The organism is Bacillus mycoides, assembly GCF_018742245.1.
Lineage (GTDB): Bacteria > Bacillota > Bacilli > Bacillales > Bacillaceae_G > Bacillus_A > Bacillus_A cereus_U.
In genome coordinates, this window is sequence record NZ_CP036132.1 from 2,348,503 (window position 1) to 2,371,072 (window position 22,570).

Consider the following 22,570-nt stretch of genomic DNA (forward strand, 5'->3'; position numbering starts at 1 on the left):
TCTTTGGGAAGTTGTCTATTTCTTATGAGAACCTGTTTATCCATAAAATAGGTAAAGATGCCATGGCATTTTTACCTATTTTATTGTATTTTTTATGAGTTAATTATTACTTTCCTATAAACTGAAGAAACCCACCCTTTTTGAAAAAAAGCTTAATCAAAATGGATGGATTTTCTAAATTAAAAGCTATACTTGCTGTTGCGAAAAATGGAGAATATGAAAAAAGTATAGGCATATTAAAGAAATGTTTAAGTAATTTTAATAGGATGGAATTTCCTAGAAATAAAGAAATTAATTAAGAATTATTTATACCTTAACAAAATGTTTACATCTTACATATGAACATGTAGAAGCAATAAAGTACAGTAGGTATCAAATTAGCCATTAATATAAATAGTTTATACTTATTAGGGGAACTAAATTTCGAAAAAGGTTCAAATTTATTAGAACTTCAGCAATCTAGTGAAGATGGTTTTAATTATATTAATAAGGCTTTATTTATTATTGTTTTAATGTTCTTATTGCATTATTACGCAGTTTAAGTTGTGTTCGAAATTACACAATTTGACTTGTGTAATTTATTGCGTTATGCTTTTTTTAGTATAAAAGAAAGGCTTGAAGATAATGATTCGTCGTTTGAAAAAATTTAAAAATGTAGCTGTCGTATTAAGCTTCTAAGTAAATTGCAAAAATCTACCATACTTAGAAGCGAGGAATATAGTTATGAAGCATCCATTATATAATCATTGGTCTGAAACGAAGTATTTAAAAGACATAGTAACAAATCCACTTATTGAAGTAGGAGAGTACTCCTATTATTCAGGTTATTATGGTCATCAAAATTTTGAAGATGGCTGTGTAAGATATTTATGGGGCGATGCTAAGTCTCGAGTACTTTTCAATCCAACTGAACAGATGGGTTGGCAACTTGATAAACTCATTATTGGAAATTATGTTTGTATTGCAAGTGGAGTTGTCATTTTAATGGGTGGGAATCATAATCATCACCCTGAATGGATTACAGTTTATCCATTCGTTGAGCAAATAGAGCAATCATATGAACCGAAGGGTGATACAGTCATTAAAAGCGATGCCTGGATTGGTATGAATGCTATTATAATGCCTGGCGTTACTATTGGTGAAGGTGCAATTATTGCAGCTGAATCTGTCGTATGTAAAGATGTTCCGCCGTATACAATAGTAGGTGGTAATCCTGCTAAAGAAATAAAGAAACGGTTCACTAATATAGAAATTAATATGCTAATGGAAATGCGTTGGTTTGATTGGGATAGAGAATTGATTAAGAAGGCAATTCCTCTTTTATCTAGTCCAGCCATTGAACCATTATTTGCTTTTTATAAAAATGAAGTGAAAAATAAATAAATCAGCTAGAAAAACTACATTCAATATAGGATGTAGTTTTTTTATTACAAAAAACTGTTACCAGTGTGTTTCGATATTTAATCGGGGCACACTGGTTTTATTTTTTTGTAAATGTGGAACAAATGTATTACTTAGATTGTCTATTAAGTGTAATCCTAAAAAATATGAAAGTACGGATCATTTTGAAAAATACAAGGGTATTAAAAATAGGGATGTGTGTGGGAATACGAAGTGTCAGTGTGCCTAAAAGGGTGTGATGAGATCGTCTATATGAAAGCGATCCTAATGTCTTATATGTATATAGAATTTGATAACACTGTCTATTTTTTGGGGAATTATGTTAGAATAACGTTTTTTGAGTACAAAGATATTGGAGGTAACAGAAGTGAAAGGTATGTTTTGCAAGAGATTTATTACAATAGTAACAGTGCTTACACTATTTTGTAGCATAGTTGTTACATCTGGGAGTGCATCAGCGGAAACAGTCCCTGCTTTAGACGTAGAAGCAGGATCAGCAATTTTAGTAGAAGCAAATTCCGGAAAAATTTTATATCAAAAAAATGCAGATGAATTATTAGCAATTGCTAGTATGACAAAAATGATGAGTGAATACTTAGTCTATGAAGCGGTGGATAAAGGAAAACTTAAATGGGATCAAAAAGTTAAAATTTCTGAATATGCATATAAGATTTCACAAGATCGCTCATTATCAAACGTTCCATTAGAAAATGGTGGCTCTTATACGGTCAAAGAGTTATATGAGGCAATGGTAATTTATTCTGCAAACGGTGCAACAATTGCTTTAGCTGAAGAGATTGCTGGAAAAGAAGTTAATTTCGTAAAAATGATGAACGATAAGTCAAAAGAGTTTGGAATGAAAAATTTTAAATTTGTAAACTCTACAGGTTTAACAAACCAAGATTTAAAAGGACATCACCCAGAAGGGACAACTCCAGACGAGAAAAATAAAATGTCTGCAAGAGATTGTGCAATTTTAGCACAACGTCTTATTCAAGATTTCCCGAAAATATTAGATATAGCAAAAATCCCTAAAAAAACATTCCAAAAGGGTGGAAAGTATCCGATTGATATGACGAACTTTAACTGGATGTTAAAAGGTTTAATTAAGCAATACGAAGGTGTAGATGGCTTGAAAACAGGAACTACTCCAGAAGCCGGAGATTGTTTTACTGGTACAGTAGAAAGAAACGGTATGCGTCTAATCTCTGTAGTGATAAAAGCAAACTCTCATACAGCACGTTTTGATGAAACAAAGAAATTATATGATTATGGATTTGCGAATTTTGAAGTGAAGAAGGTCTATGGAAAAGATTCAGTAGTAAAAGGTCATGAAACAGTGCGAGTAGCAAATGCAAAGGACAAAGATGTAGTTGTTCAAACGAAGCAAGCTGTTTCACTTCCAATGCCAAAGGGCAACAATGACGTTTATAAAAAAGAATTTAAAGTATCGAATAAAGAACAAGAAGCGCCTATTAAAAAAGGTGTAACAATTAGTCAAATGATTATATCACCTAAAGATATTACAGATCCTGGATTTTTATCAGATAAATCATTACAAGTAGACCTTGTAACAAAATCTGATGTAGAACAAGCAAATTGGTTTACACGTTTTATGCGCGAAATCGGATCATTCTTTAGCTGTATGTGGGATAGTGCGGTTGATATAGTAAAAAGCTAACTTTATAGGATAAAACTAAATATTAATCTGAAACAAAAAGTTTCAAAGTACTATAGATTCTTATGTGGATAGCTTGGAATGGAAGATTGCATTAATTCTCAAATTTGGTTCTTCGGAACTTTTCGTATTGCTATCAAGCTAAACTAAATTTGTACCTATATAATCAAAAAACGCTATTCTTTTTGTAGAAATATACAGAAAGGATGGCGTTTATTATGAATATTTCGATTCAAAGGGTTCTGGTGCAAGGTTAGTTTAATAAAGTTACATGATGAAAAAACATATATTATTCCATCAAGTGACAATAAAAATTGATATCTGGTACTTATTTCTGTTATTAAATTTTATAAAAATTTAATAAAATCTTTTCTTTCTATTAAATATTTTATTTTAAATTAATTATATAAAGAAATGGAGGCCAGAAAATGAATTTTTAAATAAATTTAAGTATCTTTTTATAGTGTTTATCCGTATGTATATAGTTATTCTTTAATTTCAATCGAATAACAAACAAAGTATTCGAGAAAAAAGTACGATTTTTATGGATGGTACAAACTTTCTCTCTTACAAAAAATGTACCGAAATTAATAAGAGTGAATGTTACATGGAGAGAACCCCTAATAATTTCACCTAAAAATCGGTAATTAATGAAACAAAGAATAATAAAATGATACACGATTACGAGTTGATCTCCCAAAAACATATGATTACTAGTGAAAATCTTTAATACTGACAAGTGAGGTGACGTTGGTGAGAGGGATATTAATAAAAATCGGAGTATTTATTTTGGTTTTTACAGTAGGGCTATATCTTACAAAATACGCATATGACCATCATATTAACCGAGCTAAAGTAAGGGACACAATTCAACAAATATCAATAGAGCACGGTATGCCACCATGGATTCCTTTATCTATTGCATTCCATGAAAGTAAGTTTGATCAAAATGCAGTCGGAGATCAGGGCACATCATTTGGACTGTTTCAGCTCCATCGAGGTGGACTAGCACCTAAAGATTTAATGAACGAAGATTTGAAAAATGCAGAAACCAATACTCGAATAGCAATATCTAATATGATAAATGCATATAACCGTGGTTTACAACAAAATTTAAAAGGGCCAGAGCTATTAAAACATGTTGCAAATACCTCAGGGTGGCCTGGCAATAAGGGTGTTCAGTGGACAGATAAACAGACAGACTATAACAAGGGTTTAGAAAACAGTTTTAAAATGTTTTCTAAACGACAATACGATTTTATAGAATGAGATTTCTTTTTTCTTTCTATTATTATATAACTTATGCCTAAATATGAAAGTTCCCTAAAACAGATACATAGATTGACTTTGTACTGCTTATATTAGGAATTTAAAGAAACAATATGTACAATTCTCCCACTACACTAGTATAGTGGCCTTTATTAACAGCAAAATCTACAATTTACAAGGAGAACATTTTATGAGTAAGAGAATAAAAGAATTAGATTCCATACGAGGGTTAGCGGCACTTACAGTGGTATTTGGACATTTTTGTTTAATGCTACCATCGTTGCCTAATTCTATTAAATTTTCCCCGCTTAGGTTTTTATGGGCGGGTGGAGAAGCTGTAATCGTTTTTTATGTACTAAGTGGTTTTGTGTTATCTATGGCACTTTATCATTCAAAAACAAATTATTGGGGATATTTAATTAAGAGATTTGTACGAATCTATATTCCTTATTATTTTTGGATAATCATTACTTTTGCTTTATTTATTTTGTTTTCACCGTATGAAGTGGCAGGACTACGGGATTGGTTCTATGATAGGTGGCAAGGGTCGATAACAACATTAGATATTATAAACCACTTTGTGCTTCTTAATAACTTTTTTACGGAAAATTATAATCCAGTTATCTGGTCATTGGCTCAAGAAATGCGTATATCTATTGTGTTTCCTTTGTTATTCCTTCTTTTTTATAAACTGAGTTGGAAGAAAACGATACTATTTGCTTTGAGCTTTTCTTTAATTAGTGTTTTCCTTAATATGTTGCATATTGGGAAAGCAGAGGGATTTTATAATGGTTATGCCGATACACTGCATTTCACATCTATGTTTATGGTTGGAATGTTACTTTTTAAGTATCAAGAAAAACTTATTTACTTATATCAAAATATGAAAAAATTTAAAAAAGGATTTCTTATTGCATTAGGGATAATTCTATATTTATATTCCATTTTAATTTATGGTTTTTCCCGTAATGATACTACTTTCTTATTAAAAGATTGGGGTGTCGTAATTGGTGTTAGTATATTTATTATCATGGCGATGAGTAACCTAAAAGTAAAAGCATTTTTAAATAAGAGTGTATTTGTATACGTAGGGGAAATTTCATATAGTATCTATTTGTGTCATTTTCCAATCATGATGGTACTATTTAAACTTTTGTATACAAAGATACCTATCTTCTTACTTCTTACTTTATGTATTACAATGACACTACTTTTTTCTATAATATCGTATCATTTAATTGAAAAGAAATGTATCAACTGGGCAAAACAAAGAACAACTAATTTTCGAAAAAAAGTGTAATGCTTGAAGGAATCTTCTTTCTTTAGTAAATATACCTATATTACCGGTTCCTAAGTGTATTAGGAATCGGTCAATTATAGATTCTATATAAACATACTAAAATTGAATAAATTTTTAATTTTATATATAACTTCAAAAATCCTCTTACTAAAGAGAATCTTCGTAACGTTTATCCAAACATAGCCGAAAATACAATTAGTAAAACGCTAGTTTCCTTGTAGCGGCTTGGTCATATAAAGCTAGTTTCAAGAGTATAGGTTTAATTCTATATTAATAATTATTAGGGATAACAACACATTGCTATCTATATCTAGAATGTTATATAAAACTATTGAATATTTTATTCGTAAAAACAGAGGTGTAAAATGAATTTTATTTCCGAACTACTTGTTACCGTTGTAATTCCTACAATACAACTCACATTCTTGTTACTACTCATTTTTGTTTTTAGCTACTTTGTAGTATACAAAAAGGTATGTAAAGGAGGAAAAAAATTTACGGTACAACAAATTATATTGTTTATATTAATAATAGGATATTATTCCCTTGCATTATCAGCTACTTCATTTGGTCGTCCAGATGATATAACTTTTGCAAGAACAATTGACCTTGATGTACTTAGTGTTTATAAAAAAGCATGGAATACCTTTTCATTTTCTTCTTTTTTCCATATCTTTGTGAATATAGGTATGCTTTTTCCGTTAGGAATTTTATTACCTTTATTTAGTAATGTTTTTCAAAAAACAAAATGGATGTTAATCAGCTCAATTTTAGCAAGTTTATTAATTGAAATCCTTGAATTTACAATGCAACGTGGAAGTATGGAACTAGCCGATTTACTTCATAATACTTTAGGAATGATGCTAGGATATTCTATGTTAAATATAGTTCTGATATTGTTGAAGAAAAAAGAAACGGATACACAAATGATCAAATATTTATTTCTTCCGATTACAGTAAGTTTTGTTGCACTTGGAATAATGATTTCGTATCAAATGAAGGAATTTGGGAATACGCCTTTAGATCCCATTACAAAAATGGACATGACTGATGTCACTATAAAAACATCAATAGAGTTAAAAGACGAAGGTAAAAAAATGCCTGTTTACAAAGAGAAAATTCCAAACATGCCTGATGACAATGAGCTAGTTACAAAAAAATTACATATTCGAGATGTTGAAATTCTGTCTCCCAAAGAAGCATTTCAAAAACTAAAACAAGGAGACTTTGATCCTATAATATCTTTCAAAGCAGGTGATACATTAGTCATTACAGATTATAATATAGATTACTACGCTGATACAAAAGGCTTTTCTCAACCTATATATGTTTTTCAAGTACGCTTAAATGATAATGACAAAGATAGTTGGTCTCAACCTATTTCTGCGAGAAAATAACGTAGCTTTTCATGTTTTTGTTCATGTGAAATAGTTTAATCTAGTTGTCTTGCTCATGTGAAAAATCTCCTATGGAATTTAATTGAAATTGAAAAACATTTAAGAAGAACAATTACGCTGTGGGCTATTGTATAGTGTAGATATGAATAATAAAAAAGGGGGACTAGATATGTGGAAGCGATTTGTAGCGATTGGTGATAGTTTTACAGAGGGAATAGGGGATGAAGTTGAGGGAATAGCATTAAAAAGCTGGGTAGATCATTTTGTTCAACTGTGTGTAAACGATTTAAAGTATGCTAATTTTGCAAAGCGTGGGTTAGTAACTAAAGAAATTCGCTCGCAGCAATTGGGAAAAGCATTAACTTTTAATCCAGATTTGGTTAGTCTAATTGCAGGTGCAAACGATGTTTTAAAAGGACGTTGGAATCATGAAGCATATAAGAACGATATGGAATTTATGATCGATACATTAAGTAAAACAGGTGCTGATATTATGATAGCAAACCTTCCAGATTTTACAGTTAGGCTTCCTTTTTCTTCTGAAAAAAAACAAGTATTAAAAGAACAACTATTAGAGGCAAATGAAGTTATACTTTCACTGAGCAGAGAGTATAAGCTTCATCATGTTGACTTTTGGAATCATCATTTAGTTAATGACAATACACTTTGGTCTACAGATTTAGTTCATCCAAACTCAAAAGGATATGTAAAAGTTGCTGAATTGATTTTTAGTAGTTTGCCTGTACAGAAGTTAGAATAATAGTTCACGATTTAACGAATATGATATAATTTGTATTAAGAGATGTTTTTTAAGGAATTCCATCAAGTTCTATATTGGTATCTTTTAGACAAGAAATCGAAAAAACCCTCAAGTATATAATTCATGCTTGAGGGTTTTTATAATAAACAAGAAAAGACACCTAGGGTGCCTTCCTCTGACTTGAACCATCTTAATTTTAATAATATTGTTCATTGAGAAATATTATTAAAATCTATATTTTGTTGTAATCCAAAGTAGACTTCTGAATCTTAAGCATCATTGCTACGTCTTTGCCAATTTATATGGATTGAGAGCTGTCGGTTTTATATGTCATAACATGATTTTTTGATTTCAGTAAACTCTTGTATTCCCACCTTTTTTGGGTAGTTGTCTAGAATCTATATTATAAAATTGAGCACATTAATTAAGGATTGTAAAAAAAAGAGGTCATCCATCCTATGCCTAAATTGCGGTTAATACCTTCTGATTTGAAACATATTTCTAGAAGAGAACATGAAATCCCTGAAGGTGTAAAAATGATTAAGGCGCCAAATATTTGGGAGCACGGGAGTGAAGTTAGAGCAAATTTGAACTTTGTACAAAGGTGGGAAAGAAGAATCTCACTAATTGATGTTAAAAGAGAAGATCTAAATGGCATATAAAAACGGGCCATAACTTAGATTTATCATCCATAAAATGTCCCGTTTAACTGTTTGTCCAAATAGTTAGTTAAGAATTAAGGTTCTGGTGCAAAGATAAAATAATAGAGAATATAGCGCATATATTTCGAGCGGAATTGTATTTTATGCTGTTAGTCCAAACACTTGAATAGGTTTTGCTTTTCCATACTGATCACGTCCTTTTTTAGAGTACTAGTATCAGTATGTCCAAGTTTCAGAGATTAGTTACAAATGAATAGCATAGTTAAAACACTCTAGTACAAAAAAGGTTGAGGAATATTGGATATAAAATATGATAAATACGAGTTATTAGAAATATTCGAGGATGAACCCGAAGATTATTATATTCCAGGTGCGAGTGCGTATAGATATAGCAAAATCGATAAACTTGGATTTGAATTGGTAATGATTATGTTCTATTATGATGCAACTGTTGAATTAAAAATGCTTTATGAAGACAAACGTATCATTGAAACCAAGATGGAGTCGGTGAAACAAATTTATACGCGTAATGACTCGCTATACATTCAAGGGGCAGAAGCAAAAAAAAAGAATCGAAGTGAAATTCAAGCCACATTTTACAGTTGAAATAGAAGAATTCTAAAAGCTGAAATATAAGAAAACGATTAAATGATGATACCAAGATTAAACTTGATAAGTGGATAGAGAAACAAGAGGTAGTGAATTTATTATAAATTTACTACCTCTTGTAACATCATATATTTTCACCGTATCTTGATATAATTACATGAGAAAGAAATATACTTTTGTTATGTTAACAAGGAATACTAATAGAAAAGTGTGTTCCTTTTCCTTCTTTACTCTCTATGTCTATATCTCCGTTTAATTCTTTAATAGTACTGTAGGCAATCATGGTACCAAGTCCAGTGCCTTTTTCAGTTGTCGAATAGAATGGTAAGGCAATTCGTTTTAGTTGTTCAGAGGACATTCCAATTCCTGAATCAATAATATCAATAACAACATTCCCTTTAATTTTTTGTATATTAATTTGCAATACTCCACCATCTATCATAGCCTCGATACCGTTTTGTATGATGTTAGTTAAACACAGTTTTAATTTTTCAGGATCAGCATTTATAAAAAGGGAGTCTGTAATATTCAGTTTTAATTTAACATTGTACGATAGAGCGATTGGTGAAATAGCATCTTTCACCTGATTTAAAATGTGATTAATATCTAGTTTCTCTTTTATAATGTTTTGTGGTTTGGTTAAAGATAAATAGTTATTTATAGTAGATTGTATTTGCTGCATTTCAAGTAACATAATTTCTAAGTACTTATCTTGAGACATCTTAGTGTTCTCATTTTCATTTAATAATTGAGTGAATCCGTGTACCGTGGTCAGTGGATTATGAATTTCATGCGCAATAGATGCAGCTAGTTCACTAGCTATATAAAATTTTTCTGCTCTTTGCATTCTTTCTTTCATTTTAAATTTTTCAATCATTCCCTCTATTAAATAAACGGATAATAATACTGTAAAAATATTAATGACTATATAATTTAATAAAAATTCAATGAGAGTAGAGCCAATTTTACCACCTGTGTTTATTTGAGTTATAATACCGAAGATAGAAAGTGAAGTTGTACATATCAAAACAAGTAGTATGCTTAATAATATCTTTTTTTCCTTGAAATAAATGGGTAACAAGTAACGAAACATTATTGTAATACCAGTAATAATAGTAAAGATAATAAATGATGGGAAAACTCCGCTTCCGCCTAAGTAAAATCTATAAGAAAGATATAAAATTCCTATAGAAATAATGCTCTTTGTATTTCCATATAGAAAAACTAATATTATTGGAATAAAACGTAAATCATAAATAAACCCAGCATGTAAATGAAAAGGAAAAGTCATACAAAAAATAATTGCAATGGAGGAAAGAACAGAAATTAATATATTATTACATGCTATTTTTTCTTTATGTTCTAGCCAAAATACTTGATAGCTAAGGATACAAATAATAATAATAAAGGTATTTAATAATAGTGTAGAAATTCCCATAGTTTATGCCTCTCTGTTAGTTTGTATGTAGTATTATGAATGAATTTAATTTAGATTTTTGGTTTTATTAGATTTTCTATCTTTAAAAAGAAAGGGAAGGGTATTTGAAAAGTGATCTTTTACTATATATATTAGAACCGATGAGGAAAATAGAAAAATTATCTATTAAAAAAGCTATTTTTAGTTATGTGCATTACAAATTGAAAGTAGCCTTTGTATAGGTAACAGATGATGCAAATTTTAGAATAATTACGCTTTTGAAGGAGTGAATATTCCGAAAAATAAGTATGGATGGCGACAGATATTTCATAGCCTTCGCTATATTAACATGAAATTTATCGAATTACAAATTGAAAATTAAAAATTTTTATTAGTTTATTTTATTTGAAAACGAAAAAGTATTCAACAGAATGTCACGATTTCATTGTAATATTGCTTTCTTACTTTAATTTCCATGACTATGATCAGTGCTATGACTTACATAAAAGGAAATGAATAACAGCTGATGAAAATCCCTTAAGGAAGTTCATATTTTTTCAAAATGTATTATTCTACAAGACATATTAGTTTTTTGTTTTTGTGAAAGAATTGGATCCGTTATATTAGAAAGTTGTAGTATGCAAGATTGTATGAGAAAGATGGTTGATATTTTATTAACAAAACTTGGAGAGTCACTACGTCCAATTATCCTATCAGTGAAGGAATGGGCGACTAATAATATGGAGAAGGTTTTGGAAAACAGAAATAACACTAAATAATATTTTAAACCTGTAATTGTTCATTACAAACAGCTTAAAAAGAAAAAACGATTGCCTCTTAGGATCCAAGCAATCGTTTTTTTATTTTTTTCGGAGATGAAAGTTGTGTTTTTGTACTCTCTCTCCATCAAGTTAAAAAAATGTTTGTTCCCCAGTAATGAAAAAAATGAATTTAATTCTCATAAATAACTGTAAAGTGGTAAAAATTTCGTTTTGGGGGTAATTCAAAATCTTAAGTTAATGGGCATGGGTCGGAACCCTTTCTTTGTTTAGACCGGATATCCGCCTGTTGGCGGTGGCCAAGCACTAAATAATCTGCGAATCAGCACAATTTCTCCTAAATGGTAGGAGTTGTGAGATGCAATATTGCGTAGAACACCGCCCGGGGTTTCACCAGGCCATTCCTCCAATGTTTTGTCCAATTGAACGGTTTGGGCAATCGCGCATGCCTGTTCAATCCCCTGAAGAAAATACTGAATAATCTGTTGCCACTCTTCCTCACTGCCAGGACATTTTTCTTCAGGCCAGCTCTCTTTTACATGGGCAGGCAATGCAGGCTTCTTCCCCTGAGCGGATAATAAGAGAAAATCTTGCCAGTAGGTCATGTGTTTCACTAATTGATAAATAGAATAAGGCAGTTCCTCTCTGCGTTTTCCCGCAAGCGCCACGTCTATATCCGACAAAGCATTCTTGATGGGAAGATGTCCTCGTTCTCCTCTTAATGATTTTACTAATGCCTCGCTAAACGCTTTATTTGATTGTTCCATAATAACTGACTCCCATCCTGTTTTATTTTCTAATTTGCTGATTTTATGGTTCCGTCTCTTTTATATGCACTAAATATATTATAGAAGATTTACGACTATTAAGAGAAAACAAAATAAGGAAAAAATAACAAGAATTACTGACTTCTTAACGTACAATTGTAGTAACAGATAAATCGAAAGTTCGAATAACAACATCCAGGTCTGCGTTAATGTCAGCCACTTTTGATTTTAGCTTTTCCGGTCCCTCCTGAATTTTATCCAATTGATTTTATCGTGAATGAACTATGAGTCGATTATAATGGTTAGAGTGAACTCTAAGTCAAGAAAAAAATAATAAAAGGATAGTTAGTCCATTATGAGGGCTAACTATCCTTTTCATTTACTAAAGTAAACCTTGATGAATGAAATAAATCTCGATGTAAACTATTAAATATCAGTTCACATTTGAAACCTTTATATTATTGAATTTATCGCAATTTACCCATTTTCTTCGAAAGCTTAAATTGTACCGCAGGTACCATCTTAATGATAACGTTCGCTAAATATATTCGCTTCTTTCGTTTGTAAGAATCTTAAAATCTTCCCTTTTTGAATGCAGCTTAACCATAAATTTAATTTTTTTTGTAAATGTGGAACTATTTCATTACTTACACTGTCTATTAAGCGTTAAAACATTTTTTATTTAATATATTTAGAAAGGAATAATCATTTTTAACTAAGGGAGAAGATTGAATTGAAAAAAATATGGATGCTGCTTTTCTTTTGTTTTGGAGTTATGTTGGTAGGATGCAATAAAAATGAGCCGCCAAAACAAGCATTTGAAGAATATATCAATTTATGGAATGATAAAAAATTTACAAATATGTATGATCATTTATCAGAACATGCAAAAAAAACGATTTCTAAAAAGGAGTTCACAGAGAAATATCAAAAAATTTATGAGGGTATTGGAGTTAAGAATTTAAAAGTTAAAACGAATGGAGAGAATACTAAAGATAAAGAACTTTTTCTTTTTGAAGTTAATATGGATACGGATGGAGGAACAGTTTCATTCATCCATGAAGCAAAACTCGTGAAAGATAAGGAATCTTGGAAAATAGATTGGACACCAGACTTCATTTTCCCAGGTATGAAAAAAGATTACAAAGTACGTATGCAAATTGAGCAAGGAAAACGTGGAGAAATATATGATCGAAATGGAAAAGGGCTTGCAACGAATGGTAAAGCGACTGAGGTTGGAATTATTCCAGAGAAACTAGGCGAAACGGCAGCGCAAACAAAAGAAATAGTAGCACAATTACTTGATATGTCTACAGAAGAGGTCGATCAGAAGCTCGCAGCGAAATGGATAAAACCAGATTCCCTTGTACCAATTGGTATTTTAAAAGAGGGAACCAGACAGAATGATTATATTGAATTAGAAGGAGTTTCATCTCGCCCAGTAAATATTCGTACGTATCCATTAGGAGAAGCAGCGGCACACTTAACGGGATATATAGGAAAGGTGAATGCAGAGGAGTTAAAATCGCTTCAAAGAAAAGGTTATCAAGCAGATGATTTAGTAGGTAAGACAGGTTTAGAGAAAGTACTAGAGAATAAATTGCGTGGTGAAAAGGGTGGACGCGTATTTATAGAAGATGAGAACGGGAAAGAGATTAAAAACTTAGCAAAAAAAGAAGCAAAAGAAGGGGAAAATGTTACGTTAACAATTGATGCTGCAATTCAAGAAAAAATCTTTAATGAGATGAAAAATGAAGCAGGATCTAGTGCAGCGGTCAATCCTAAAACGGGTGAAACAATTGCACTTGTAAGTAGCCCTGCTTATAATCCAAATACGATAGTTAGAGGGGCATCAAAAGCCCAACGAGAAGCATGGAATAACGACGCGAAACTGCCAATGACGAATCGTTTCACACAAGCATTTGTACCAGGTTCTGTATTTAAAACGATTACAGGTGCAATTGGTTTGGAAACGAAAACAATAAATCCTAAAGAAGAATTTAAAATTCAAGGATTAAAATGGACAAAAGATTCATCGTGGGGAAATTATTATGTAACACGTGTGAAGGAAGCTAGTCCAATTGATTTTGATAAGGCAATGAAGTACTCTGATAATATTTATTTTGCTCAACAAGCTTTGAAAATGGGGAAAGATCAGTATTTAAATGAATTTAAGAAATACGGATTTCATGAAAAACTACCAATCGAATACGAATTTCCTATTTCAACAATTGCAAAAGATGGGATAAAAAACGATATTCAACTAGCAGATACGGGATATGGACAAGGACAAGTATTAATGACACCACTTCATTTAGCATTAACATATGCACCGATTGTCAATGAAGGGAATATTCCGTCGCCTCATCTGTTAAAAGAAGCAAAAGTAGCGGGAAATTGGAAAGAAAACGTGGTTTCTAAAAAGAATCAAGAGATATTAAAGAGTGCATTAATAAAAGTCATTAATGACCCTGATGGCGCTGGGAGAATGGCTAAGGTTGATGGTGTAACTCTTGCTGGTAAAACCGGTACAGCAGAGCTGAAAGAGTCGAAAGAAGCAGATGGAAAAGAACTTGGATGGTTTGCAGCTTTTGATGCAAATGCGCCAGACATGATTGTTACCATGATGATTGAAGATGTAAAAGGAAGAGGGGGGAGTAATGTTCCCGGCGAAAAAGTAAAACATATTTTTCAGAAATAACACTTAAGTATAAGGTAAAATCTTTTACTAAATTTATTATATGTATGCTTAACTCAATGGTATAAATTGGGCAAAACAAAGAATAATTAAGTTTTAAAAAAAGCATTCTCCCTAATTGAGAATGCTTTTTCTATGTTATTGTGGCTCTAGAAAGTTGATATGGCATCATTTTCATTATTTGCAAGTACGGGCTGAATATAGAGTCTGTCATCGAAGAGGATGTAAAGGTGATTATGTAATGAAATGTATTGCATACCTTTACATTTTTCAGGAGGATTCTTTTATCAAAAAAAAGATAAACAATGGAACAAACGAAACTTGTATCATGTCTATATATTGAAACCATATTAAAAGTGAGGGCAGTTTTATGTTTATTCAAATAAGTTTGAGGTGTGGAAATGGAACAGAAGTTTATTGAAAAATGTAATCATGATGAGCTTGACTATGTTATAAAAGACTATTGGCAAGATGTATGGAATTATTCATTTATTATTACGAAAGATCCACACTTATCAGATGACATCACGCAAGATGTATTTATAAAGGTTTTTAAACATTGGCATTCATTTCGAAAAGAGTCATCTATTAAAACGTGGATATTAAAAATTACAAGAAATACGGCAATAAACTATTTGAAATCCTCTTATTTTAAAAGGATATCTTTAGTGGGATTTTTTAGTGATGATAAGCAATCTCCATCGGCAGAACAAGAATTTTTTAATCAAGAGGAAATGAATGATGTGTGGGAGGTTGTATTAAAACTACCTAAAAAACACCGCGAAATACTAATATTGGACGCGAAATATGAATTATCTTATGAAGAAATGGCTGAAACATTAGGTGTATCAATTGGAACAGTCAAATCTAGATTAAGCCGAGCGAGAAGTAAGGTTTCAAAACTAATAGGGGAGGGTAGAAATGATGAACAGTAAAAAAAACCCTGACTGGTATAGGAAATTAAAAAACGGCCCGATGGAGCATCGTAAAGATGAAGAGGAATTTATTTATAAAATAAAGCAATCGATATACCAAAATAGTGAAGTAGATTCTGTAACACACAAGAGACCATTTCGTAAAAAAGTATTGCCTATTGTAGTTGTTTTTGTTTGTACAATGTTATTTTTTATTGTTCAACAACCTTGGCTTGATGATAATAAATCACCGGTACAAAGTAGTACTCAAATTAAGCCGAAAACAAAAGATGAGTCTGCTCAAGATCCATCATTAAAACAATTTATGAATGATTTATATCGAAGTACAAATTCAAAAAATGAAAATGACCTGTATAGAGTGTTAAATGATGAAGTTCTATTTAAAGGGAAGACTTATAAGAAGGATGAATTGAAGTTTGATGAAGATATTTTTCATGAGTTGCAAGTTGCTCTTACAATGGGGGGGGAATTTGTGAATGATACGAAGAAAGTCTACAAAGTGCCAAGTGGATCGACAGAAAGTAATCAATCAAAGCAAGAACATTTTATATATGTAACTGTTACTGGAAATAAAACGAAAATTTTAGCTGAACCAAAACGAGAATCACAAGTTTTATATGAAGTATCTAATGAAATGGTAAAAGCTTGGATCCCGGAAAAAGTGCAAAATGATGGATATATAAAAATATCGACTATTAACGGTAATACTACTGGATATGTACAAAAAAAGTATGTTTTAACTGATATTAAATATTCTTTCATGTTCGAAAAGAATCATGAAGGTATATGGAAAATAACGAATATAGATTCTATATGGTAAAAGAGGAAGGTTCACTTTAATGAACCTTCCTCTTTGTTTTTATTTTCTTTTTGAAGAGTATTCCAGGACTCTAAAATTTCTGATGTAACGAGAGCTGCAATATTTTTTTCTGAATTACTACCAGGAATAACGACAGAAATAGCAATTTGTGGATCTTCGGTAGGAGCATATGCAATGAAAAGAGAATGATTTATCATTCTTTCTTGCTCGTTTGGAGAGCCTGTTATACCTGTTTTACCTGCGACATGAAAGGGCAAGTTTTTAATTTCTTGTATATTTTGACTCATCCCACCTTGCACGACACTCCAGAATTTCATAGGATAACGATTTGAACTTTCTAAGATTGGTTTAAAGTTTTTTGTTTCCTTACCGTCCTGACCAATAATAGTACTTACGATTTGAGGTTTATATTTATCACCTTTACTTGCCAAAATTGCTGTATATTGAGCGAGTTGAAGAGGAGTATGCACTTCATTTCCTCCCCAAGAGGCATTTAATAAAGCGGAGATACCATTTTCAAACTTATTAGATGGATGAAATTCATATTGTCCGTCTTCTTCAAAGGGTAAATCAATCCCAGTTTTAGAACGAAGGCCGAATTGCATTAAATAATCTGTCCATATATTTGCCACCTTTTCTATATTCCCATTATTTTGGTTGAATAAGGGAAGAGCTACTTTTGCTGTCATAAATGTATTAGATGAATTAATGATAGCCTGACTCGGTGTAATTTCACCTGTTGGCGTTCCAGGTGCATTAGTAATGTTATTTTGATTATCATACTGAAAAGTACCTTTATCTAAATAAGTATCTTCGGGTTGAAAAAGCTTTTCGTTTAATCCAATTAAAATAGTAAGTGGCTTTATAGTAGAGGCCATATTTACATAAGACTCACCATACTTTAATTTTTGAATTGCTTTATTTTGCGAAAGTGATTTAATGTTTTCTTTTTTAGATGATACATGTGTATTTAATATATTTGGATCAAAAACTGCCGAATTGGCCATAGTTAAAATTGCACCAGTTTTCACATCGGTTACTACAACATAACCAGCATGAGCATCACGTATTTTCTTAATTTGAGATCTTAATGCTTCCTCTGTTTTTTGCTGCAACTTAGAGTCTAAAGCTAGCCTGACATCTTTTCCTTTTTGTACTTTTTGAATGTTCCATAAGAACTTTTTATTATTCATTTTAAAAATAAGAGTTTTTCCTGGTTTTCCTTTTAAATCATTTTCATATTGAAGCTCAATCCCACTTTTCCCAACAGGTCCATACTTAGAATTAAGGTCATTTTCTACATACCCAATTACCTGGGAACCAATTTCGTGTTTAGGATAATATCGAATCAATTCATCTTTAATTATTACATTATTGGGTCTGTTCTTGTTTATGAATGTAAGTTCATTCTCATTTATGTCAGAGTATAACGGTATATCATTCATAGTCTGCTTTTTACAAGATTGTTGTAATTGCGATTTTATGTCCTCCGCAGAAATGTCATGTTGAAACTCGCTTGAAAATTGATTGAAAAAAGCTAATGTGTTTGATGTATCTTGATTCGATAGCTTTTCATCATTAGAAGTGCAATATAGAGATTTAACTTTCTTATTTGTAGCTAGTATTACACCATTTTGATCAAAAATTTTTCCTCTTTCAGCTGAAGAAGTTGCGATAGTAATTGAAATGAAGTTGATTTTTAATAAAATTAGTAAAATCAAACCTACAATAGAAAGAACCGCAAAAAATCTCCATCTTTTCGTATGTAACATATAACCCTCCCTTATGTAGCCTATTTCATCTTATAGTTAATTATTTTTTTTGTAAATGTGGAACAACTTTATTACTTAGGTTGTCTATTAAGTATTACAGCATGAAGAAAGGAATAATTAGTATGAAAAGTTACTAGCAAGTCTATGTGTAAGTTTAATATGAATCATTATACAGTTCAGCATTTTTAATGCAAGCGACAAAAAATAGAGAGAAAAACAGGAAGGGAGATTTATCAATTACGCGGCTAAACCAAAAGGAATTGGTGCTTACAAGGATTTAGAAAAAAAGATAAGACACTATTTATAACTGAATGGTGGTTTCTAATATATAGGGAACGTATTTAGTATATTTCTTTACTAAGTATTAGTGAGGAGTTCCGGAAGAATTATATGGAGGATTTATGAAAAAACAAAAAGGAAAGAAGCAGAAGACATATATATCTATTCGATTAAATATAATGTTCCTTTGCATATTTTTACTATTTTCAGCAATTATTATTCAACTAGGAAAAGTACAAATCGTTGAGGGAGAGGCTTATAAAAATCAAGTGGAAAGTGGTCAAAATGCAACAACCAGTATTCCAGTTCCACGTGGACAAATTTTAGATCGAGAAGGGAAAATGGTTGTTAATAATCGATCTCTTCGTACGATTACGTATACAAGGGTGAAGGGGATAACGGGTGAAGCTATTTTAAAAACAGCAAAAGACTTGGCGAAAGTACTTGAAATGCCTGAGCAAGATATAAATAAGTTAACCGATATCGATAAAAAAGATTTCTGGATGCAATTGAATACGAAACGTGCGGAATCAAAGATTACTAAAAAAGACATAGGAAAGTTTAAAGAAAAGGGAATAGAGGGAAAAGAGCTAGACAAAAAAATTGAAGACTTAAGACGAAGTCGCGTTACAGAAGTGGAATTGGCAGAACTAACAGCACAAGATTTAAAGGTGTTAGCTATTAAAAGTAGAATGAGTGCCGGTTATCAACTAACACCACAAATTATTAAAAAAGATGTAACAGATCAAGAGTATGCGCGGATAAGTGAAAACCTTGCGGAGTTTCCAGGAATAGATGCAACAGTTGATTGGGAACGTAATTATGTAAATGGTAATTTATTTCGCTCAGTGCTAGGTAATATTACAAGTAGTGAAGAAGGATTACCAAAAGAACACTTAGATTCCTATTTGGTACGTGGATATAATCGTAATGATCGTGTGGGGAAAAGTTATATTGAACAACGATATGAAGATGCGTTACACGGCACAAAAGAAGAAGTAAAAAACGTTACTGACAAATCTGGAAACATTATAAACACAGAAATCATCTCTAAAGGAAAAAGTGGTAATAGTTTAACATTAACGATTGATATGGAATTACAAAAGAAAGTGGAAGAAAGTATAGAGAAAAATTTGAGAGCTTTTAAGAGTTCAGAGCTACTGTTGGACCGAGCGTTTGTCGTCATGACAAATCCAAATAACGGACAGATTTTATCTATGGCAGGGAAAAAGATTGTAGAAAAAGAAGGGAAAATAGAGATTGAGGATTTGGCATTAGGTAACATGACAACTTCGTATGAGCTAGGGTCAGCTGTAAAAGGCGCAACGTTATTAACTGGATATGAGACAGGGGCAATACAGCCAGGAGATCAATTTTATGATGCACCGATGAAATTTAAAGGTACACAAGCCAAGAAATCATGGAATGTATCCGGATTTGGTAATATTAATGATTTACGAGCTTTACAAGTATCTTCGAATGTATACATGTTCCAGACAGCTTTAAAAATTGCGGGAGTTAATTACGTACCGAATGGTTCATTGGATATTAAACAAGAAGCATTTGATAAGATGCGTTATTATTTTAAACAATTTGGTTTAGGGGTACCAACAGGTATTGATTTACCGAATGAAATAACTGGACAAACGCGAAAAGTAGATAGTCAACCTGGGTTTTTACTAGATTTTTCTATCGGTCAGTATGATACTTATACGCCATTGCAACTGGCACAATATATTTCAACTATTGCAAACGGTGGATATCGAATGCAACCCCAAATTGTACAAGAAATAGGAGAACAATCAATAAAAGAAGAGGAAGTTGGCAAAGTTATACAATCTATAGAGCCTGTCGTATTAAATCGAGTTGATATGAAGAAAGAACATATTGATCGGATAAAAGAAGGATTTAGATGGGTATTCCAAGAAGGTGATGGAACTGGCGTGAAGTATTTCAAAAATGCGCCATATAAACCAGCAGGAAAGACAGGGACAGCTCAAACTGTATATGGTGGAGATGATCCAATTGGTAGAAATGCAAAAGGAGAACGTATGGAATGTTACAACTTAACACTAGTTGGATATGCTCCATATGATAATCCAGAAGTAGCATTTTCTGTAGTAGTCCCATGGCTTCATGATGATAAAAATGGAATTAATTCTATAATTGGAAAGGAAATTTTAGATGTATACTTTGATTTAAAAAAGCAACGTATACATGGTGAAGCTGCTAGTACAGATAGTTCGAATCAAAATTAGTAAAATTTGTGCACTTTTCTCAGGGGAAGAGACCCTGTTTATATAAAAGCCTTTATAAGTTAAAGAAAAAGGAAGATTTGAAATAAGAGATAGCAGCTATCATAGTTGCTATCTCTTACTTTTGTTAATACCTCTGCTACTAGTTAAAAAGGTTTTAAATTTATGGAACAAACTTGTCTCTTAGATGGTCTATTATGTGTACGCATAAAAACAGGTGTTCAAATAGGATACAGTGTATTGAATTTACTACTTGTTTTCAGTATTGAAAATTTGAAAGGAATGATGATTTTGAAAAACAAGAGGATGCTAAAAATAGGTATATGCGTTGGTATATTAGGTTTAAGTCTTACAAGTCTAGAAGCTTTTACAGGAGGGGCATTGCAAGTTGAAGCGAAAGAAAAGACCGGACCAGTTAAACATAAAAATCATGCGACGTATAAAGAATTCTCTCAACTTGAGAAAAAATTTGATGCTCGATTAGGTGTGTATGCTATTGATACTGGTACAAATCGAACAATTGCTTATCGACCTAACGAAAGATTTGCCTTTGCATCAACCTACAAGGCATTAGCGGCAGGAGTATTGCTACAGCAAAACTCAATTGAGAAATTAAATGAAGTTATCACTTATACGAAAGGCGACTTAGTGGAATATTCACCTGTTACTGAGAAACATGTAGATACCGGAATGGCACTAGGAGAAATTGCTGAGGCTGCTGTTCGTTCCAGTGATAATACTGCAGGGAACATTTTATTTCATAAAATAGGCGGACCTAAGGGATATGAAAAAGCGCTTAGACAGATGGGTGATCGGGTTACTATGGCTGATCGTTTTGAGACAGAGTTAAACGAGGCTATTCCAGGAGACATTCGTGATACTAGTACAGCAAAAGCAATTGCTACCAATCTTAAGGCTTTTACGGTCGGAAATGCACTTCCAGCTGATAAACGTAAAATTCTTACAGAGTGGATGAAAGGAAATGCTACAGGAGACAAACTTATTCGTGCAGGCGTACCAACTGACTGGGTAGTTGGAGATAAATCAGGAGCTGGAAGTTATGGGACACGAAATGATATTGCTATCGTTTGGCCGCCGAATAGAGCACCCATTATCATCGCAATTTTATCTAGTAAAGATGAGAAAGAGGCTACCTATGATAATCAACTAATTGCAGAGGCTGCTGAAGTTATAGTTAATGCTCTTAGGTGATAATCTCACAATTCTTTATTTAATGTAATTAAAAATATGAACTTGGAAAGCGATTCTTTTTAATGTGAAAAGAATCGCTTTTTGTATTCCTATAATGAATAGTAAGTATATAAGCAAAAATTATTATTTCATGGACAATTTATGCCTTAAAGTGCATGAGGGGAGTTTTCTCCTGTGGTGTTCGTAGCAACAATATTATTATGTATACGATAATAATATTTTGGCGTATTTAAGCTAGTTACTCCTATATGGATATGTAATTTTACATATCCATATAAAAGACACAAATGCGTCAATCACTATTAAATTATATTAAAATCATTTTTAGATGAGGGATTCATATAGGTTTAAGGGAATCAAAAAAAATTTAAATTCTTAAAACCTAACTTGAATGCAGCGAAAGATAGTTGGAAAACATTAAGAGCAGATGCGTTTACATTAAACGAAGGGATAAAAACATTAAAAATGGATCCTGTTTCTTCAAAAAAATAGGGGAATACGGGTTTTGTTGCAAGGGCATTTATACAGTCATAAAATGATTTTTTATTCTTTATAAATTG

Annotated in this window: 14 protein-coding genes and 4 pseudogenes; 14 read left to right on the plus strand and 4 right to left on the minus strand. The window is 31.8% G+C overall.

What is annotated here, in order from left to right; all coding sequences use genetic code 11:
• Positions 1 to 200: 200 nt before the first annotated feature.
• From EXW56_RS27605 to EXW56_RS11935, 8 genes and pseudogenes are all read left to right on the plus strand, one after another.
• Positions 201 to 542: pseudogene (locus tag EXW56_RS27605) on the plus strand (XRE family transcriptional regulator); the annotation flags it as partial.
• Between the two features lie 181 nt (positions 543 to 723).
• Entirely contained in the window at positions 724 to 1,383 is a 660-nt protein-coding gene (locus EXW56_RS11905) for a CatB-related O-acetyltransferase (protein WP_204209212.1), read from the plus strand.
• A gap of 385 nt (positions 1,384 to 1,768) precedes the next feature.
• Positions 1,769 to 3,082 (plus strand): D-alanyl-D-alanine carboxypeptidase family protein, encoded by a 1,314-nt coding sequence (locus tag EXW56_RS11910; RefSeq protein ID WP_286675578.1) that lies wholly within the window; start codon positions 1,769 to 1,771, stop codon positions 3,080 to 3,082.
• A gap of 750 nt (positions 3,083 to 3,832) precedes the next feature.
• Positions 3,833 to 4,348: a transglycosylase SLT domain-containing protein gene (locus EXW56_RS11915; protein ID WP_215597512.1), complete on the plus strand. Its 516-nt coding sequence runs from the start codon at positions 3,833 to 3,835 to the stop codon at positions 4,346 to 4,348.
• A gap of 190 nt (positions 4,349 to 4,538) precedes the next feature.
• A complete protein-coding gene (locus EXW56_RS11920; protein ID WP_215597513.1) occupies positions 4,539 to 5,648 on the plus strand; it encodes an acyltransferase family protein in 1,110 nt (369 codons plus the stop codon).
• A gap of 365 nt (positions 5,649 to 6,013) precedes the next feature.
• Positions 6,014 to 7,045: a VanZ family protein gene (locus EXW56_RS11925; RefSeq protein WP_215558489.1), complete on the plus strand. Its 1,032-nt coding sequence runs from the start codon at positions 6,014 to 6,016 to the stop codon at positions 7,043 to 7,045.
• A gap of 142 nt (positions 7,046 to 7,187) precedes the next feature.
• Complete coding sequence (locus tag EXW56_RS11930) at positions 7,188 to 7,805, plus strand: SGNH/GDSL hydrolase family protein (protein ID WP_215558490.1); 618 nt, start codon at positions 7,188 to 7,190, stop codon at positions 7,803 to 7,805.
• A gap of 959 nt (positions 7,806 to 8,764) precedes the next feature.
• Positions 8,765 to 9,089: pseudogene (locus EXW56_RS11935) on the plus strand (hypothetical protein).
• A gap of 171 nt (positions 9,090 to 9,260) precedes the next feature.
• On the opposite strand, the gene EXW56_RS11940 reads toward EXW56_RS11935, so the two are convergent.
• The 3 genes and pseudogenes from EXW56_RS11940 to EXW56_RS27965 form a co-directional block, all read right to left on the minus strand.
• Positions 9,261 to 10,514, minus strand: coding sequence for an ATP-binding protein (locus EXW56_RS11940; RefSeq protein ID WP_215558491.1), 1,254 nt, complete (start codon positions 10,512 to 10,514; stop codon positions 9,261 to 9,263).
• A gap of 1,027 nt (positions 10,515 to 11,541) precedes the next feature.
• A complete protein-coding gene (locus EXW56_RS11945; RefSeq protein WP_002109976.1) occupies positions 11,542 to 12,039 on the minus strand; it encodes a DinB family protein in 498 nt (165 codons plus the stop codon).
• Positions 12,040 to 12,190: 151 nt separating this feature from the next.
• Positions 12,191 to 12,277 (minus strand): annotated as a pseudogene (locus EXW56_RS27965) (SDR family NAD(P)-dependent oxidoreductase); the annotation flags it as partial.
• Between the two features lie 495 nt (positions 12,278 to 12,772).
• Between EXW56_RS27965 and EXW56_RS11955 the strand changes: the two are divergent.
• The 3 genes from EXW56_RS11955 to EXW56_RS11965 all read left to right on the plus strand — a co-directional run bounded on the left by EXW56_RS11955 (position 12,773) and on the right by EXW56_RS11965 (position 16,492).
• Positions 12,773 to 14,740 (plus strand): penicillin-binding transpeptidase domain-containing protein, encoded by a 1,968-nt coding sequence (locus EXW56_RS11955; protein WP_215597514.1) that lies wholly within the window; start codon positions 12,773 to 12,775, stop codon positions 14,738 to 14,740.
• Between the two features lie 398 nt (positions 14,741 to 15,138).
• Positions 15,139 to 15,672, plus strand: a complete 534-nt coding sequence (locus EXW56_RS11960) for an RNA polymerase sigma factor (protein WP_002200457.1) — start codon at positions 15,139 to 15,141, stop codon at positions 15,670 to 15,672.
• Positions 15,662 to 16,492 carry an SH3 domain-containing protein gene (locus EXW56_RS11965; RefSeq protein ID WP_215558606.1) on the plus strand — a complete coding sequence of 277 codons (831 nt, stop codon included), beginning with the start codon at positions 15,662 to 15,664 and terminating at the stop codon, positions 16,490 to 16,492. The genes EXW56_RS11960 and EXW56_RS11965 overlap by 11 nt, the downstream gene beginning before the upstream one ends.
• Positions 16,493 to 16,503: 11 nt before the next feature.
• Here the strand turns inward: EXW56_RS11965 and EXW56_RS11970 are convergent, their stop codons facing one another.
• On the minus strand, positions 16,504 to 18,264 hold the full coding sequence (locus EXW56_RS11970; RefSeq protein ID WP_215558493.1) for a peptidoglycan D,D-transpeptidase FtsI family protein: 1,761 nt from the start codon (positions 18,262 to 18,264) through the stop codon (positions 16,504 to 16,506).
• Positions 18,265 to 18,665: 401 nt separating this feature from the next.
• On the opposite strand from EXW56_RS11970, the gene EXW56_RS11975 reads away from it, so the two are divergent.
• The 3 genes and pseudogenes from EXW56_RS11975 to EXW56_RS27610 form a co-directional block, all read left to right on the plus strand.
• Positions 18,666 to 20,801, plus strand: a complete 2,136-nt coding sequence (locus tag EXW56_RS11975; protein WP_215558494.1) for a peptidoglycan D,D-transpeptidase FtsI family protein — start codon at positions 18,666 to 18,668, stop codon at positions 20,799 to 20,801.
• Between the two features lie 282 nt (positions 20,802 to 21,083).
• Complete coding sequence (gene bla, locus EXW56_RS11980) at positions 21,084 to 22,010, plus strand: class A beta-lactamase Bla1 (RefSeq protein ID WP_435868470.1); 927 nt, start codon at positions 21,084 to 21,086, stop codon at positions 22,008 to 22,010.
• 354 nt (positions 22,011 to 22,364) lie between these two features.
• Positions 22,365 to 22,502: pseudogene (locus EXW56_RS27610) on the plus strand (hemolysin); the annotation flags it as partial.
• Between the last annotated feature and the right edge of the window lie 68 nt (positions 22,503 to 22,570).

Coding starts and splice junctions, on each gene's coding strand:
- EXW56_RS11905 (WP_204209212.1), top strand. CDS start 724: ATGAAGCATCCATTATATAATCATTGGTCTGAAACGAAGTATTTAAAA.
- EXW56_RS11920 (WP_215597513.1), top strand. CDS start 4,539: ATGAGTAAGAGAATAAAAGAATTAGATTCCATACGAGGGTTAGCGGCA.
- EXW56_RS11925 (WP_215558489.1), top strand. CDS start 6,014: ATGAATTTTATTTCCGAACTACTTGTTACCGTTGTAATTCCTACAATA.
- EXW56_RS11930 (WP_215558490.1), top strand. CDS start 7,188: ATGAATAATAAAAAAGGGGGACTAGATATGTGGAAGCGATTTGTAGCG.
- EXW56_RS11940 (WP_215558491.1), bottom strand. CDS start 10,514: ATGGGAATTTCTACACTATTATTAAATACCTTTATTATTATTATTTGT.
- EXW56_RS11945 (WP_002109976.1), bottom strand. CDS start 12,039: ATGGAACAATCAAATAAAGCGTTTAGCGAGGCATTAGTAAAATCATTA.
- EXW56_RS11960 (WP_002200457.1), top strand. CDS start 15,139: ATGGAACAGAAGTTTATTGAAAAATGTAATCATGATGAGCTTGACTAT.
- EXW56_RS11965 (WP_215558606.1), top strand. CDS start 15,662: ATGAACAGTAAAAAAAACCCTGACTGGTATAGGAAATTAAAAAACGGC.
- EXW56_RS11970 (WP_215558493.1), bottom strand. CDS start 18,264: ATGTTACATACGAAAAGATGGAGATTTTTTGCGGTTCTTTCTATTGTA.
- EXW56_RS11975 (WP_215558494.1), top strand. CDS start 18,666: ATGAAAAAACAAAAAGGAAAGAAGCAGAAGACATATATATCTATTCGA.
- bla (WP_435868470.1), top strand. CDS start 21,084: ATGATTTTGAAAAACAAGAGGATGCTAAAAATAGGTATATGCGTTGGT.